This is a genomic window from Candidatus Saccharibacteria bacterium (assembly GCA_016789455.1).
In the GTDB taxonomy this organism is placed as follows: Bacteria; Patescibacteriota; Saccharimonadia; order Saccharimonadales; family Saccharimonadaceae; genus CAIJKY01.
Genome location: JAEUQU010000002.1, coordinates 172,413 through 187,900, shown reverse-complemented (window position 1 = coordinate 187,900; position 15,488 = coordinate 172,413). Strand labels below are relative to the sequence as shown.

Annotated in this window: 18 protein-coding genes; 7 read left to right on the top strand and 11 right to left on the bottom strand. The window is 60.8% G+C overall.

What is annotated here, in order from left to right:
* Position 1 precedes the first annotated feature (1 nt).
* A complete protein-coding gene (locus JNJ66_01925; protein MBL8159194.1) occupies positions 2 to 1,243 on the bottom strand; it encodes an aminopeptidase P family protein in 1,242 nt (413 codons plus the stop codon).
* Between the two features lie 137 nt (positions 1,244 to 1,380).
* Here JNJ66_01925 and JNJ66_01920 point away from each other — a divergent pair, with 137 nt between their 5' ends.
* The gene (locus JNJ66_01920; protein MBL8159193.1) at positions 1,381 to 2,367 is read left to right on the top strand and encodes a hypothetical protein; all 987 of its coding nucleotides are present in this window, start codon (positions 1,381 to 1,383) and stop codon (positions 2,365 to 2,367) included.
* Between the two features lie 26 nt (positions 2,368 to 2,393).
* Here JNJ66_01920 and JNJ66_01915 read toward each other — a convergent pair whose 3' ends face one another.
* The 4 genes from JNJ66_01915 to JNJ66_01900 all read right to left on the bottom strand — a co-directional run bounded on the left by JNJ66_01915 (position 2,394) and on the right by JNJ66_01900 (position 6,053).
* Complete coding sequence (locus JNJ66_01915) at positions 2,394 to 2,870, bottom strand: hypothetical protein (protein ID MBL8159192.1); 477 nt, start codon at positions 2,868 to 2,870, stop codon at positions 2,394 to 2,396.
* Between the two features lie 123 nt (positions 2,871 to 2,993).
* Positions 2,994 to 3,605 (bottom strand): hypothetical protein, encoded by a 612-nt coding sequence (locus JNJ66_01910; GenBank protein ID MBL8159191.1) that lies wholly within the window; start codon positions 3,603 to 3,605, stop codon positions 2,994 to 2,996.
* Positions 3,606 to 3,695: 90 nt separating this feature from the next.
* Positions 3,696 to 4,400, bottom strand: coding sequence for an NUDIX domain-containing protein (locus JNJ66_01905; protein MBL8159190.1), 705 nt, complete (start codon positions 4,398 to 4,400; stop codon positions 3,696 to 3,698).
* A 93-nt stretch (positions 4,401 to 4,493) separates the two neighbouring features.
* A complete protein-coding gene (locus tag JNJ66_01900; protein ID MBL8159189.1) occupies positions 4,494 to 6,053 on the bottom strand; it encodes an excinuclease ABC subunit UvrC in 1,560 nt (519 codons plus the stop codon).
* A 128-nt stretch (positions 6,054 to 6,181) separates the two neighbouring features.
* On the opposite strand from JNJ66_01900, the gene JNJ66_01895 reads away from it, so the two are divergent.
* The 3 genes from JNJ66_01895 (at position 6,182) to JNJ66_01885 (ending at position 8,005) form a co-directional block, all read left to right on the top strand.
* Positions 6,182 to 6,688 (top strand): hypothetical protein, encoded by a 507-nt coding sequence (locus tag JNJ66_01895; GenBank protein ID MBL8159188.1) that lies wholly within the window; start codon positions 6,182 to 6,184, stop codon positions 6,686 to 6,688.
* A gap of 129 nt (positions 6,689 to 6,817) precedes the next feature.
* Positions 6,818 to 7,321 carry a hypothetical protein gene (locus tag JNJ66_01890; protein ID MBL8159187.1) on the top strand — a complete coding sequence of 168 codons (504 nt, stop codon included), beginning with the start codon at positions 6,818 to 6,820 and terminating at the stop codon, positions 7,319 to 7,321.
* A gap of 168 nt (positions 7,322 to 7,489) precedes the next feature.
* Positions 7,490 to 8,005 carry a hypothetical protein gene (locus tag JNJ66_01885; GenBank protein MBL8159186.1) on the top strand — a complete coding sequence of 172 codons (516 nt, stop codon included), beginning with the start codon at positions 7,490 to 7,492 and terminating at the stop codon, positions 8,003 to 8,005.
* A gap of 42 nt (positions 8,006 to 8,047) precedes the next feature.
* Here the strand turns inward: JNJ66_01885 and JNJ66_01880 are convergent, their stop codons facing one another.
* Entirely contained in the window at positions 8,048 to 9,055 is a 1,008-nt protein-coding gene (locus JNJ66_01880; GenBank protein ID MBL8159185.1) for an alpha/beta hydrolase, read from the bottom strand.
* Between the two features lie 277 nt (positions 9,056 to 9,332).
* Here JNJ66_01880 and JNJ66_01875 point away from each other — a divergent pair, with 277 nt between their 5' ends.
* Entirely contained in the window at positions 9,333 to 9,890 is a 558-nt protein-coding gene (locus tag JNJ66_01875; protein MBL8159184.1) for a hypothetical protein, read from the top strand.
* Between the two features lie 73 nt (positions 9,891 to 9,963).
* On the opposite strand, the gene JNJ66_01870 is transcribed toward JNJ66_01875, so the two are convergent.
* The 5 genes from JNJ66_01870 to JNJ66_01850 all read right to left on the bottom strand — a co-directional run bounded on the left by JNJ66_01870 (position 9,964) and on the right by JNJ66_01850 (position 13,036).
* Entirely contained in the window at positions 9,964 to 10,206 is a 243-nt protein-coding gene (locus tag JNJ66_01870; GenBank protein MBL8159183.1) for a hypothetical protein, read from the bottom strand.
* Positions 10,207 to 10,282: 76 nt separating this feature from the next.
* Complete coding sequence (locus tag JNJ66_01865) at positions 10,283 to 10,483, bottom strand: hypothetical protein (GenBank protein ID MBL8159182.1); 201 nt, start codon at positions 10,481 to 10,483, stop codon at positions 10,283 to 10,285.
* A 126-nt stretch (positions 10,484 to 10,609) separates the two neighbouring features.
* Positions 10,610 to 11,080 (bottom strand): hypothetical protein, encoded by a 471-nt coding sequence (locus tag JNJ66_01860; protein ID MBL8159181.1) that lies wholly within the window; start codon positions 11,078 to 11,080, stop codon positions 10,610 to 10,612.
* A gap of 219 nt (positions 11,081 to 11,299) precedes the next feature.
* Positions 11,300 to 12,022, bottom strand: a complete 723-nt coding sequence (locus tag JNJ66_01855) for a hypothetical protein (GenBank protein MBL8159180.1) — start codon at positions 12,020 to 12,022, stop codon at positions 11,300 to 11,302.
* 99 nt (positions 12,023 to 12,121) lie between these two features.
* A complete protein-coding gene (locus tag JNJ66_01850) occupies positions 12,122 to 13,036 on the bottom strand; it encodes a rhodanese-related sulfurtransferase (GenBank protein MBL8159179.1) in 915 nt (304 codons plus the stop codon).
* Positions 13,037 to 13,126: 90 nt separating this feature from the next.
* Between JNJ66_01850 and JNJ66_01845 the strand changes: the two genes are divergently transcribed.
* Entirely contained in the window at positions 13,127 to 13,660 is a 534-nt protein-coding gene (locus JNJ66_01845) for a prepilin-type N-terminal cleavage/methylation domain-containing protein (protein MBL8159178.1), read from the top strand.
* Positions 13,661 to 13,739: 79 nt separating this feature from the next.
* Entirely contained in the window at positions 13,740 to 15,488 is a 1,749-nt protein-coding gene (locus tag JNJ66_01840; GenBank protein MBL8159177.1) for an ABC transporter ATP-binding protein, read from the top strand.

Sequence of the window (15,488 nt, the reverse complement as noted above, 5' to 3'; positions counted from 1 at the left end):
TTTATGCTGACACCGCAATATCAATCGGTAGCGCACCGCTCAGGTTACGGTGGCCGTCTTCGGTCACTAAGATATCGTTTTCGATGCGCACGCCGAACTCGCGTTCCGGCACATAGATGCCTGGCTCGACTGTCAGGACCATGCCGGGCTGGAAGGTCTCGAAGCCGCCGAGCGAATCATGCGCATCGATCCCCAGGCCATGCCCGATGGCGTGCGGCATGCGCCGTCGCATTGCCCGCCGCCCCTTGCGCGATATCAGGCCCAGGGCGCGCAGCTTCTCGAGCAGGATACGGTCACTGCCCTGCACATACTCACTGAGCGGCCGGCCCGGCTGGATCAGTGCCATCGCCTCGTCGTGATAGGCCACGGCGGCGGCATGGATGTCGCGCTGCCAGGCAGCCGATTTTTTGCCGGTCGGGAATGTCCGTGCCACATCGGCCACATAGCCATGCACGCGTGCGCCGACATCGGTCACGATCCAGTCACCCGACTTGATGCGGCCCATATTGTCGGGGTGGTGCATGATGCAGCTGTTTTTGCCGGCGGCAACGATCGGTTTCCAGGCGACGCCTTCGGCACCGTGCCGCAAAAACTCATAGGACATAATTGCCTCGTACTCGTATTCATATCTGAAATCGTGCCGGCGGGCGATAGCCGCTTCCAGCCCGGCATTGGTGATATCGATGGCCGCCTGTAATGCTTCGATCTCGGGGGCCTGCTTGATAGCCCTGAGTTTGGAAAGCATGCGCCGGCAATCCTGCGGTGTGGCACCGTGCGCCTTGAGATGGCGCACCAGCAACCGCGGCGACGGGTTGAGGGCGATGTGCATGAAGCGCGCCAGGCGCGTCTGCGGAAACAGGGTGAAGAATGTTTTCTTGGCCGCTACCGCCGACTTGAGCCAGCGCAGGTACTGGGCCTGGGTCATGACACGGTCGACCCCGCTGCGGACAATGGCCTCCTCGGCAGTCAGCAGGCCGTTGAACGCCTCGTGCACCTCATTCATCTGCGGACGCACCAGCATGGACTGGCCCTTCGCCTTGTCGATGACCAGCCGCCAGTCAGGCTCGATGATGCCGGTAAGGTACTGGAAATTCGGTTCCTGCCGGAACCCGAAATTGATATCAGCTGCCTCCTGCATGTGCTGATGGGCACCAAGAATCACCACGGCGTTATCAGGCAGCTGCTCGGACAACGCACGGCGGTTGCCGCTATAAAAACCGGCATTGAACGGATTTGGAATCATTGCCTCCTAGCATACCACCCCGCAGCGGCCCAAACGGTAGTTTTATAGCGGATGTGTAAGGTATACAACAGCCTTGCCCACGGCAGCGACGCGGTAAGTATTGACTATGATATGTTTTCATGTGAAAATATGGCGCAATGAACCGCCCCAACTTTGAAGACTTCCGCTTTGACCACCCGCTTGATACGGCCGCTTTGCAGTATTCACGCGAGTCTCGCGAGCGGCACGTGGTCCGCACCGGTTTCTCATCCGACGATTCCGAGCAGACACTGCAGGTCTATGTCACCTTGCCCGCCAAGCAACGGAGCGCGACACCGCTTATCCGGCTGCCAGCCTGGAGCGACGACCTGGGCCGCCCCGAGAACGGGATCATCGACCCGATACTGGCCAACGCGACCGGCCGTCCCGTCATTTCGCCCAATGCCCCGGGGGTCGACTTCCATGAATGGCGCGCACCTGGCACCGAAGAAAGTCACCGCCTCACCCCCGACCAGCTCGAAGAACTGGACGGCGGCTCGTTCCAGCGCGTCGGCCGCGCCGTCCTGACTGCCGCCGCCGAGGCTGCCCGCCGCACCGAGCTGGGCGAGCGGTCGCTTATGTATGCTTCTTCCATGGCGGTCGCCTTTGGCGGCGCGGTCATCCGGGCGGCACTACAGCGGGGGCATACCATCGAGGGGCTGGTTCTGGCTGAAGGCGTCAACCTGGTGGAGCGGCCGGCGCCGGAGCTGGCCTGGCAGTTCGTGTCGCAGAACAGGTTCGCGCCTGGCTACCTGGCCATGAATCCTCAGGCCGTCCAGGACGCCACCGAGGGGCAGCGGCGCTTCCTGCAGCGTGTCATTAACGGCCGGCAGGCGAACTACGCCTACGTCCGGGCGCTAACCCGGGGCCGGTTCCTGGACGATGCCGGCGATCTATCCGGCCTGTCTGCCGGTGAGATGGGGACGGCGGTCTACATGACGCGCGGCAGCGAAAGCAAACTGAGCCCCCAGGCCGGCAATGACGCGGCGATGGAGGCCTTTGTAAGAGCCGGCGTGGCGGCCGGAAGCGATGTCTTCGCCGGCCATGATCATCCATATACCCTGACCCTTCAATCAATACTCGACGCCACTAAAAAAGTCGCCTAGCTGCCCGGCGACTTTTTAGTTTCAGCCTACTGCCAGGTCTTAGTGTAGCGGAGCGACGACAGGATCAGGCTGTAGGCCACCAGCGGCCCCACCGTAAACGCGACATCGGCCAGGATACTGCGGCTCGGCTCACCGGCCAGGTATTCAGTACTGACGAGCAGCGAGCCATAGGTGTAGAGGATATCCGCCGAGACGATACCGACGATGGCGATCAGGAAACTGGTGAAGAGCCGTTTGCGTTTATCGGCAGTCTTGGCATGCAGCGTATAAGCGATCAGGAAATACAGCACCGGTACGACGGCGTAGGCCAGTACCTTGTTGAAGATCTGCATGCGGATGAACTGGTCGTCAAAATTGACGGCGGATTGCAACAGCGAGGCTGCCAGGTCGAAGAGATAGAAGCCCGCCTGGAGCGCATATTGCAGCACAAAGACCGATACGATCGATGCTGCCAACCCCTGTGCAATCGTTACTTCACCTGTCTTGTGTTTTAAAACGTTCATTTTCATTTCAGACCTTGCTTAGCATTATCACTTCAAGTATACACGTCACTGGCGCCACAAAAAAAGAGACGGCGCGGATCACGGGCTGATGCCATGATCCGCGCCGGGCGGGCGCCGCCGCCGTCAGGAGATGAGGCCGCGGCGGAGGGCTGCGGCCAGCGCTTTCTCGGTCGGCACTGTGTGCGGGAGACCCCGCCTCTCCTCATCGGGAATGATCCGTGTCAGCTTGCGCCGGACGGACGCGATGCGGCTCTTGGCAGTGCCGAACGAGACACCACACCGCCGGGCCATCTTCTCGGCAGTGTCGCCAAGCGCCAGGCAGTGCAGCGTCAGCAGGTCATGTTCATCGAACCGGCTGAGGAGCTCGGGCGCGGGCGGCTCGGGCTCCGGCGTCGGCAGGAACAGGTGGGCGCCTGCCCGGATGACCTGCTCGACGAACAGCGCTTCGGGCGGGCCACTGACATAGATGACACCCCACATGCGATCGCGGGCCTGCCCGACCATCAGCCCCGGGTGAACGTCTTCCGGCTTCTCCACATCGGCGAAGTCGAACAGCACGCAGGTCACACCCTCTGCCGGTGTAGGGCCCGTACCCGTCAGGAATGGCGCCCACCGTGTGTGGACGATATTCGGATACTGCGGCTGTTCATCCTCGGTGCTGAAGAACAAGCTCATCAGCAGCCCCAGACGCCACTCGGCATCAGTGACGATCAGTGCCGTATCGTGTTCGGCCATGTGCATCCCCTCGGTAAGATGGCAGACGAATCCCACACAGGTGTGGCGGGGTTTTCGTACTATACCATTTTTATGCCACTTGGCAAAACATCAGTATTCGTCAGGATCATACTCGTAGGAGTGTTCCATAAAGCCAAAATGCTCGCCCTGGGCCAAAGCGGTTATTTCTGGCACAGATTGGAAGACGCGCGGCTTGGCCATCATCTCATCATTGGGCAGCCAGGCATTGTTGTGCCCTTCGGCACTTTCAATCAGTGACCCCTGCGGCTGCGTGCCGTAGACGATACAGAAGTATTTATCCTCGAGCAGTTCACCGCTGCCGCGCACCGTATCAATCTTGTGATACAGGCCTTTCATTTCCAGTGCCGCCGTCAGGCCGGTCTCTTCCATCAGCTCGCGGGCCGCGGCCTCGACAATCGGCTCTCCCCAGCGGATCTTGCCCGTCGGCCGGCCCCAGAAGCCGAAGTAGGGATGTTTCAGCCGCTCCTGGGCCAGGAACCGGCCCTGCGCGTCCTGGACAATCAGCGCCACCGATAATTTGGGCTGCTTCTCTATCACCTTCTCGTCGGTATCCATGCGGTTGGCATATTCCTTGCCGTTCCGGCTCAAGGCATAGCGCCCTTCGGTCAGCTTGGTCAGGTAGCCGGCGGCGATCAGCTGCTTAAGGTGAAAGTTGGCGGCATCGCTCTCGAGTCCGGCCGATTTCTGCAACTCGGCAAACCCGGCATCCGGCACCAACAGCAGATGGCGCAGGATGCTCATTTGGGATTGGTGGGCGTCGGCTTCGTAGCTCATGATGGCTCCTTGTGTCTCGTTATGTTCGGTGTACTTCATCGCGGACTTAGCCTAAGGCAAATGACCGGCACAATCTAGTGAAGCCGGCTTCGGCTACTCCGGGCGGCGCTCGTCCGGCTGCGCTTCGGCCACGCCTTCGTCCGGTTTGCCATGCAGCCACTGGTAAATCGTCCGTCCCCGCGCATCGCCCATCACCGCCACCAGCTGCGACTCGCTGGCCTGCTCCACGCCGCGGCCACTGCCGAAGGACTGGATGAGCTTGCGGCGCGTGGCCGGACCGACGCCAGGGATGTCGTCCAGCTTGCTCTTGACCTGGCCTTTGCGCTTCAGCGTGGTGTGATAACTGACGGCAAAGCGGTGGCTTTCATCACGGATACGCTGCAGCAACTTGATAGTATGCGAGCTTTTGGGCAGGCGGATAACGTAGAAATCTTCTGATTCGTACATATACGGGATATCGGCCGTCACAAAGGTCTCGCGCCACTGCTCAAGCGCCGCCATACTGACCGTCACGCCGGAGCGGGTCTTGTGCACGACTATCTCTTCCTCGCGCTTGGCCAGTCCGACCGCCGGAATCTTGACGCCGCGCTCCTCCAGGGCATCGAGCGCTGCGCCCAGCTGACCCTTGCCGCCATCGATCAGCAGCAGGTCGGGCCGCGGCCAGTTGTCGTGCTTAGGGGCGAAACGGCGGCAGATCACCTCGTTCATATGGGCGAAGTCGTTATTGCCGGGGATGCGCATCTTGAATTTGCGGTATTCGGATTTATCAGCCAGGCCGTTCGTGGCCACTACCATACTGGCTACATTGTTGGTGCCGCTCATATGGCTGATGTCATAGCCCTCGATACGGCGCGGCACTTCCGCCAAGCCAAGCAGCAGCTTCAGCTCGGTCAGGGCGTGGTCACGGCTGATATCGATGAATTCCCGGTCACGGAAGACAATTTGCCGGGTCAGTTCCTTCAGGTCACGCAGCTGATTGCGCAACACCGCAGCCTGCTCGAAATCGTGGGCGGCGGCTGCCTTTTTCATATCAATCTCGATATCTCTGATGATGGCCTTGCGTTCACCGCGCAGATAGCGCATCAGCCGGCGCAGGTCATGCTTGTAATCGGCGCTGCTGACTTTCTGCTCCTCAACACCCGGGCAGAGACCCAGATGGTACTGCAGGCAGACGCGGGCCGGCATGTTCTCATGCGTGGAATACGGGAAGACCTTGCGCAGATGCCGCAGCGCCTTCTTGATCGTACTGGCGTTGTAGTACGGCCCGAAATATTCGGCACCGTCATCCATCGGGCTGCGCGTAAAACAGACATAGGGATACGGGTTGAGCATATCGATGCGGATGAAGGTCTGGCTCTTATCATCCCGCAGCAGGATGTTGTACCGCGGCTTATAGCGCTTGATCATCTCGCTTTCCAGGAACAGGGCGTCAAGCTCGGTCTCGGTGGTAGTCCATTCTACATCTGCAATTTCGGCTACCAGGGCATCAGTCTTGGCGTCGCTGACCCGGGCGTCCTGAAAATATTGCCGTACGCGGTTACGCAAAACCGCTGCCTTCCCGACATAGATGATCTCACCGCTTTTTGAACGATGGAAATAGACGCCTGGCTCAGCCGGCAACTGTTTCAGTTTCTCCTGGACCTTTTCGGGAATTTGCATATGTTTTTATTATAGTATATTCCTACCGTCAGTTTGCAATCCTGGCGGCGCTGTTATATAAAAACAGTGTCGTTTACCTGTCCCCTGCCGCCCAAAGGGGCGGCACGAAGAAGGAGCGCATCATGCCAGGAATGACCGTCCTGATCGAGGAGAAGACCGCCGATGGCGGCGAGCTGGACATGCTGTTCACCAATCCCAGGCGGCACGTCCCGGGCAAGGTCCTGCAGACCGTCCTGCCGGGCCTCGTAAGCCAGGCGCTGACAGAAACGGCCGGGCGGCAGATCTCCCTCGCGGATGAAGGTCTGACCATCGGCATCCAGCATGGCCATGACGTCCCGGACGGCGATGCCCAGATCGGCTTCATCCTCGAAGCCAACGCCAAGGAGTGCGACCAGCTGCGCATTACCGACGAGGCTCAGCTGACACTCACGCTGGCCGGACTGCTGACCGACTGGCTGCACCAGCACCGGGCCGTCTCCGAGATGGGCCTGACCGTCATGCTGGTGCGCGTGCTGCTGGCAGATGCCTTCAGCCTGATCGTGGACCTGGAGCGCCGCGTCATCACCCACTCCAAGGATCAACTGCTGGACGGCCAGGCCGTCGGCAGAAACGGCCCCACCCCTACCTGACCCTCCGACGAGGCGCTCCGGTAGGGGTGTCTCATTTAAGTATTTACATTTTTAAACAAAAGCTGTATAATATATAAGTCATGCCCATGCTGTCATCGCGATGATGCACAGCCCGTCCATGGAGCACCAATGTTCACCTGCAACACTTCCGTGATGGTTCCTGGGACCACCTATTCCGAGGCGCTCGAGCAGTTCGGCGCCCGTCTCTCCCTCGTCGTCGGCGCGGTGGCTACCCGTGTCGTCAAGGAGCGGGGTGTCCTGGCCGTCATCGGTACTGTCGGCGGCCAGGAACTCACCGTCGAGGCAACGCCACTGCACCAGCCTAACACGCTGGCGCACCCCCAGCTCACCGACCCGAAGGTCCACGTCACCGTCACCGTCGAAGCCGACACGCGTCAGCTCGACCCCTGGGTGTTGCTGGACGAGGTGACCACCGCGGTCGAGCAGCTCCTGGCCGACAGCGAAGAAGCTGCCGCCATCCAGGTGGACAACGTCACGCCCATCGTGACCGTGGTCAACAGCGACGTTTCCATCAGCGACGGCGGGACGAAGAAGTACTTCCTGTCTTCTGAACGCCGCCACTCCGCTGCCGTGCACGACATCACCACCCCCGCAAGGGAGCGCGCCGCCTGAACACACAGGGCGCCCCCTCGGGGGTGTCCTGCTTTCAGGGGGCAATGCCAACCTATTGCGAAATTACAACAAGGGAGTATAATTTGTTCGTCATCGTTGTTGCCGCTCTTTAGGAGCTGCCTACATGAAGGGGGTGTCAGTTTGTTCAACTGCACTGTTTCTTACCGAATGGCCTATCGCAACCCCACGCTTACCGAGTGCCGCCGAACGGCCGCCAGGGCGCTGTACGAACTGCCGTCACAGCGGCTGCGCTGGCTCGTGTCGGACGCCTTGCAGATGGGCACCGCCGACGACCTGCCCGTACTGGGCTACCCGGTTACCGCCATCTGCTGTGGCATCGTCCGAAAGCCTGCCCGTTTCCGTGAGGACGAGGTGTGCCGGCCGGTAGTCATGCTTGACGTCTCTGTCCAGAGAGCATTACTGGACAGACTGCCGGTGTTTGACGAGGCCAGGGTCAGCCTGGGCCTGCTCTGCAAGTACCTGAACCTGCTCCACCCGCTCGGACTTGGCAGTTGGCAGCTGCGTGGCGACATCGCGGTTTCCCTCAGCATGAAAGGAAATTCGTCCGTGATCGCCGACCCCTCCACCCGGATCATCATCACCAGCGGCGGTGATTTTCCGGTTGATGAACAGAGAGTCCCCGATGACACCTACGCCCTCGCCTGGGGGCAGCCTTCCGCGTGAAGGAACGCCCCCTTGGCCGGGGGCGTTTTCCTTTTCAGACTCCTAGTGCACTGCTTGTATAAAACCGATAATCTGCCTGCTCACCTGCCCCGCGTGGTCGCGGTTGAACACCAGCGACATATGATCACTGCCGGCGATGACCGTCCGGCCGCTATCCGTCGACAGGTTCAGCTGGTCGCGCTGCAGCATCTCCCACTCCGGATTGATCGCCTTTTCGGCCGAGATGACCCGTAGCGGCAAACTTCCCAGTCCGTCCAGCTTGGCGGTCTGGGCGTAAATGCGCATCAGCTGCTCATTCTCATCGCGCATACTGACAAAATGGCTGCCGCGCGACCAGAACATAGCCATGTCGCGGCGCTGGGCCGCCGGCAGGCCGTCAAAGTCCATCTGACCACCGAGTCCGATGTACGTCCGCAGTATGCCCAACTGCGCCGCATACGACAGCATGGTATATTCCGAGCTGGTCTGCTGGATACGCTGTGCTACGCCGTCCACCCGCGCCAACTGGTCGGGGTGGGAGGCGTCAAGCAGTACTATCGCTTTTACCTCTGCCGGATAGCGCGCCTGGTATGTCCGGGCATATAGCCCGCCGATGGAATGCCCCACTAGCACATACGGGCCGCCTATCGCCGCTTTCTGCAGGACGGCATGCAGGTCGGCCGCCACCTGTTCGGCGTCGAGGCCACGGCTCTCTCCCGTGCTATAGCCCCGGCCGGACCGGTCGTAGGCACAGACGCGGAATTCCTTGGCAATCGCCGCCTGCACCCAGCCCCATGATGCGGCCATGCCGCCGGAAGCTGCCTCCAGGATTACCGTCGGCGCCCCTTTTGCCCGCGCGGAGCCCTCGCAGTCAAGATGGATTGATTTGTCCTGCAGGGCAATCATGCTGCCCGGTGGCTTGGCACTGGCGCGCTCGACATACTCGGCAACGGCCGCAAACAGCGCCCCTGCACTCAGCACGATAACGATGAAGACCGCTAGGCGCAGCCACCAGCGGCGCCTCGGTTGTTCGGTGCTGTGCGGCACCGATTTCTTCATTGTCTTTTTCATAACGAATATAGTATAGCAAACTTGGCATTAGCATTATGTAGTATCGATCCGCAACCGATAGCCCCGAGATACCAAAGTACCGCGCTTGTGTGTGAAATTTCGTACTGTAACGGCCCTGCCCGTCATTTAGACTATACATCGTTACTGTTTGTCGCTAAACATGACAGAAGGTTCGACCGCGCCGCCCTCTTTTTTATTGACTATTAAACAATATGTTATATAGTTTATTCAGCCCCGAGTACTGACCGGGCAGCGTACGAGGTTCTAAGGAGGACCTGTGTCCAACAACCAGCTGAGCATCCGGCGCATCGACCCTGGTGTGTCCGGTGCCATGGAGCTCGACAGCCTGCGGCTGCAGTACGGCAGCCAGCTGGGCGCCGACCTGCCGGCCATGCTGAACACGGCGCTGGCCGCCATCGGCCTGGGCTGCTACGACGGCATGCTGCCGCACGGTCTCCCGGCGGAACTGTTCAGGAAGCAGCGGCAGGAGGGCCACGATTTCGAGGTGTACCTGCGGCTCGACATCCCCATCCTGGATGATGAACAGATCCGGCTGGTGATCGACAAGCTGCGCCCCGAGCTGGCACGGCAGGTACTGACGCACATCGTCACCCAGGGTGCCGGCATGGACCTGGCCCGCGTCGACCCGCAAGCGGCGCCGCTGAGCCTGAGCTCCTTCTGGCTGATCTTCGTCTTCCCCGCGGCAGCCGTGAAGCACGGCAACCACAGCACCACCATCACCGTCGACGTACCCAGCCGCACCGTCACCCATTGCTTCGGCGATGGCGACAACCTCACCGGTACGGTCATCGACCTCGCCCCCGAAAGGAGCTGACGCCTGCACGAAGCAAGCGCCTCCGGACGGGGGCGCTTTGCATAGTGGTTACATGTGGCGATACTGCCGGGAATCACTGCTTGATCATTGCAAGAAAATCGCCAGGGCTGCCGGGAAACTCCTTGCCTTCGGCTTGGGCCTGCCGGGCCCTTTCTTCTGCTTTGTCGAGCATCTCGTCATCACCTTTTTCTCCCCGGACTTTTTGGATCGACTCGATCAGCCCGCCCCAGTTTTTTTCTTGCATGGTATCCCAGACTTCCTTGAACTTGCCTGCGTCACTCATCTTGTCGGCTATGCCACCTAAATCAAATCCCATCGGGTCTGCCTCCTCTCTGTTGTTGCCAGCATATGGTAAGTAATCGTAAGGGGCCGGACAATGAAGTATCTCACAGCTAGCTTGGCCATGAAGACCAGATACTGACTTTCTCGCGCTTCTTCAGGTTCTGCTGGTGACGGCGCTGCCGCTGCATATACCCGGGCGCCACCAGTGCCAGTACGTCCCTGGCCAATTGGATGGCATCGACGGCTGGCGTATCCAATGGCGCCTTGGCTTCCGGGGGTGTGAATGGCCGCTCTCCGCTGCGTGGTCCCATGACTGCATCTCCTTGATTATCTTCGCCTTAGGATAACGCCGGCCCATCAGAGGTGCTATAAACTTTTTAACATGAAAAGAGGCGTCACCCCACCGGACCGTATCCGATGGGGTGACGCCCGTAGCCTCAGGCCGGCACCAGCCGGCGTGCCGTCGTCGTCACCAGGCACTGCTCGCGCAGTGACGCCGGGTAGAGCCGGCTCAGCTCGTCCAGCAGGTACTGCTGGTCCGGACCCAGCCGGCGCGACAGGTAGCGGAAGGCGACGACACCCTCGAAGCCACCCAGATCGGCGGTCTCCAGCCACTGGCCGATGTCCTGGACCAGCTGGTCGAGACCAGCCAGGCCCAGCGCTTCATCCGACCGCAACAGCACGCGCCGCAGTTCCATAGAGCGCTGCGCCCAAGCCTCCCACTCTTCATCGGAGGTGCACTGGTGCTGCCGGAGGCAACGCGGCATGAGTGCCGTCATCAGCCGCCAGGCCAAGGCGATGTCGTCCGGGCCGGTCAGCCCCAGATCGGCGAAGGCCTGGCGCACCCGGCCGATGTTGCACAGCGGCCCGGCCATGAAGCTGCCGTAGGCCTCGAAGAACCGCGTCACGGGGCCGGACATCTCGTCCAGCCCCAGCTCCGACAGACGCGTGCGCACCGCCGGAACACACAGCAACGCGGCAAGCATCGGACCGCGGGCGGCCGCATTGCCTGCCACTGAGTTGACGTAAAACATAACCCCTCCGTGAAACCTCGCGAACGGATACAGTGGAACGGGGCCGCCCCGCCGAGCACGCAGCTCGGTCGGGACGGCCCCGGGCAGTGCCGGTCAGGCGACGCCGGTGATCGGGCGGTTGAGCGCACCGGGCAGCAGCTGGGCGGACAGCACCGGGGGCATGATCCAGCAGATCGCCCCCAGCAGCGTCAGCATGTCCCGGCCGGCCGGCTGTTCGCCGCCGTCGGACACCGTGCTGAAGCGATGCAGCAGGTGGCGCACATGCGCCGCCGTGATGGGCGACACCGACCGGCCGTTGAGGGCCTGTCGCTCCTGCACTTCCAGGCCGCGACCGCCGTCGCGCTGGTAGCACCAGATGTCGTCCAGCCCCATGCGCTCGCCCAGGGCGATGGCCGCCTCCATCCACGCCTTGCGGGTGAAGTCGGGCAGCTGCGGGGCACCCGGCAGGTGCGCCGCGGCCACCATCGGCCAGATGGTGAACGACCGCCAGATGGCCTGGACCGTCGTCGCGTGCGAGCCGTGACAGGCCGCCACGCGCTGGATGGCGCGGGCGAGTTCACCACGGTAGTCCTTCTCCGGGTAGAGAAAGGCACCCCGCAGCGCGCGGTAGAGCCAGGTGATCGCGTCGTGGGCGTCCTCGGTGCCGGCGACGTCCATGAACGCCGCCACGCCGGGCTCGGTGACGAACGAGGTGACGACCAGCGTCCGGATCACCTGGTCGTCGAGCAGCCGGGCGAAGTCCCCGGGCTGCTCGACGGTGTCCGGAACCCGGCCGTCAGTGCCCTCGTCCTTGATGATGCTGTCCGAAACGGACATTGATACTCCTCTGTTCGGTGACGCCGGAGACCGGCATCACTATTCGGTGTACCTCTTCATTATAGCATAAAATAGAAATAAAAGCAATAGCGGGCGCGCTTAGGCTACAGCTGATTTGCCCGCCGCTTCCCGGCAGGCATCAGTATGGTACAACCGGGCTGGATCAGCCTTGCAATCGGCACAGATAAGCACCAGGTCATTGCAGCTGGACAAAGCACAGTTCTCGTAATTACTGGTCTTGCCCTTGCAATGGCTGCACTCCCCGATGACCGCGGCGTGGTCGCTGAAATCGACAGTCATACGGTCGTCAAAAACGCGCAGACTGCCTTCCCACAGGCCATCGTCACCATACTTCTCGCCATAGGTGACGATGCCGCCGTCAAGCTGATACACCTCTTCGAAGCCGCGGTTCTTCATCAGGCTGCTGAGGATTTCGCAGCGGATACCACCGGTACAATAGGTGACGACCGGCTTTTTCTTCAGCTCGTCGTACTTGCCGCTTTCCAGTTCTCTGATAAAGTCGCGCGAGGTGTGCGTATCCGGCACGACGGCACCGCGGAACTTGCCGATGGCGGCTTCATGGGCATTGCGCCCGTCAAAGAAAACGACGTCGTCGCCACGTTCCCCTACCAGCGTATGCACCTGCTCCGGCTTAAGATGGATGCCGCCGCCGACGACACCGCGCTCATCCACCCGCAGTTCGTCCGCCGCGTCAAAGGCGACGATCTCCGGCCGCACCTTGACGCTGAGCCGCGGAAAATCATCCGCGCCGCCATCACTCCATTTGAAGTGGATATTCTTGAACGGCGCATACTCGCGCGTTTCCTTGACATAAGCCTTGACGTCTTCGACCCGGCCGCCGACCGTACCGTTGAGGCCGTGCGGCGAAATCAGGATGCGCCCCTTCAGGCCGAGCCGTGCGCAAAGACCGCGCTGCCACAGGCGGATAGCTTCCGGGTCGTGCAGCGGCGTAAAGATGTAATAGAGGATGATCTTACTGGTCGGATGAGACATAAAACAGGGTTAATTATACTATCTTTACACAGTGCCGGCAACCGTCAGCGCCTATGCCGCTTATGTTTTTCGTGCTACAATCTGAGGCATATGCGGCACCGTACACATGGCTTTACCATCGTCGAACTGATGATCACCCTTATTGTCATCGGCATCCTGGCCGCCATCTCGTATACCGCTTATAGCGGTAGCCAGGAACGGGCGGCCGCCACGGCCATCGCCGATGCCATCAAGAAGACCGAGCGCTCCTTTGCCAACATGGCCTCAGAGAATAACCGTGCCAACTGGTGGCTTGACACCGAATTCACCGGCACCGCCAACCCGTCGCTCTTCACCATCACACAGCTGCGCCCTTTCATGAACGACTGGCCCCGCCCCACCCAAGCCGGCTCCAACATCATCTGGCAGTACGACAACGACAACGATATTTTCGCCAATACCTGCTCGCCGACCAACTCAAACGGTGTCAACATCTACGTCAACAACGTTACTAACACCAAGATTCCACCGATCGTTGACGCCACCATCGACGACGGCAACGTCAACTGCGGCCGCGTGCGCTTTGACACTACCGTCAACCGGATCGTCTATACGCTTGACTTCAACCAGACCGTCGACAACTAGACAGCCACCGCCACAGTTGCGACGTACACTATACATGATGTAATATAGTGTTTTGATATTGCAAACAGAAAGGTACCACGTGGGCACGAACCGCCGCACCCTCCAGCTCTACTGGCAGTCTATCCGCCGGCATAAGACCAGTTTCTTCCTGGCCCTGATCGCCGTGCCCGCCGCCTCGCTGCTGCTGGATACGCTACTGCCGTATTACTTCAGCCAGGCCATCGGCGCGCTGTCTGCCGGCCGGCAGGCCGACGTCAACCATTTCCTGTGGATCGCGGGTGGCATCGGCATCGGCGGCTTCCTCCTGAATTTCATCGGCTTCAAAGCGCTGGTGCATCATGAGGCTGACGTGCGGGTCGACCTGTCGAACAACATCTTCCATCGCCTCATCAACAAAGATGCCGCCTTCTTTGCCAATGAGAAGGTCGGCTCGCTGACCAGTAACTTCATCGGCTTCATCCGCAGCCACGTCGGCCTGCAGGACCTGCTGATCATCAGGACGCTCGGCTTCACCATCTCGGTCGTGACCGGCCTGACATTGGTAGCCACCCAGTCGCTGATGCTGGCCGGCATCATCCTGCTGCTGATTGCCGCCCTGCTGGTGCAGGTGCGTATCAGCCTTAATATCCGCCGGCCGCTGCGTCAGGCCCGCAAGAAGATGCAATCGGAGATTCATGGCAAGGTGGCCGATGCTATCAGCAACAGCCTGGCCGTCAAGACCTTCGCCCGTGAGGATGCCGAGGAGAAAGAGCTGCACGCCGCCAATCTGGCCTACCGTTCGGTCTACGTCAAAGATTTCAACCTGCTGTCGACGGAAGGCTCGCTGCGGCTGCTGCTGATGGTGACCGCCCAGATCATCGCCATCAGTTACTGTGCCAACCTGTATTTCCAGGGGCAGATGAATATCGAAACGGTCATCTTTACCCTGACTTACCTGCAGCGCATCGCCAGCCAGATCTTCACGCTCGGCGAAATCCTCAACGGTTACGACCAGCACCTGTTGGAGGCCGCCCCGATGACCGAGCATCTCCAAAAGCCCGATGTCGTCACCGACCGCCCCGGCGCCCGTACCTTAGGCTCATTTGAGCCGGTCATTGAGTTTGCAGATGTCGCCTACCGCTACGAAGCCGACACCGAAGACGTGCTGCGCGCCACCAACCTGACAATCCCAGCCGGCCAGAAAGTCGGCCTGGTCGGACATTCCGGCGCTGGCAAATCGACGATCACCCGCCTGCTGCTGCGTTTTGCCGATGTCACCGACGGGGCCATCCGCCTGGGCGGCCGCGACCTGCGTGACATTACCCAGGTCTCACTGCGGGAGCATATCGCCTACGTGCCCCAGGAGCCACTTTTGTTCCACCGCAGCCTGCGCGACAACATCGCCTACGGCAAGCCCGGCGCCAGCACCAAACAGATCCGCGAGGCCGCACGCAAGGCCAATGCCCTGGAGTTCATTGAACAGCTCCCACAAGGTTTTGCCACCATCGTCGGCGAACGCGGCGTCAAGCTGAGCGGCGGCCAGCGGCAGCGCATCGCCATCGCCCGGGCCATCCTCAAAGACGCGCCGGTACTGGTACTCGACGAGGCCACCTCCGCCCTGGATAGCGAGAGCGAACGCCTCATCCAGGACGCCCTGCATGAACTGATGCGTGGCCGCACTACCATCGTCATCGCCCACCGCTTATCAACCATTGCCGGGCTGGACCGGATCCTGGTGCTGGAAAACGGCAGCATCATCGAAGACGGCAGTCATGAACAGCTACTAAAACAGCGTGGCACGTACGCCACGCTGTGGGCCCATCAGTCGGGCGGGTTTATCGAAGACTAA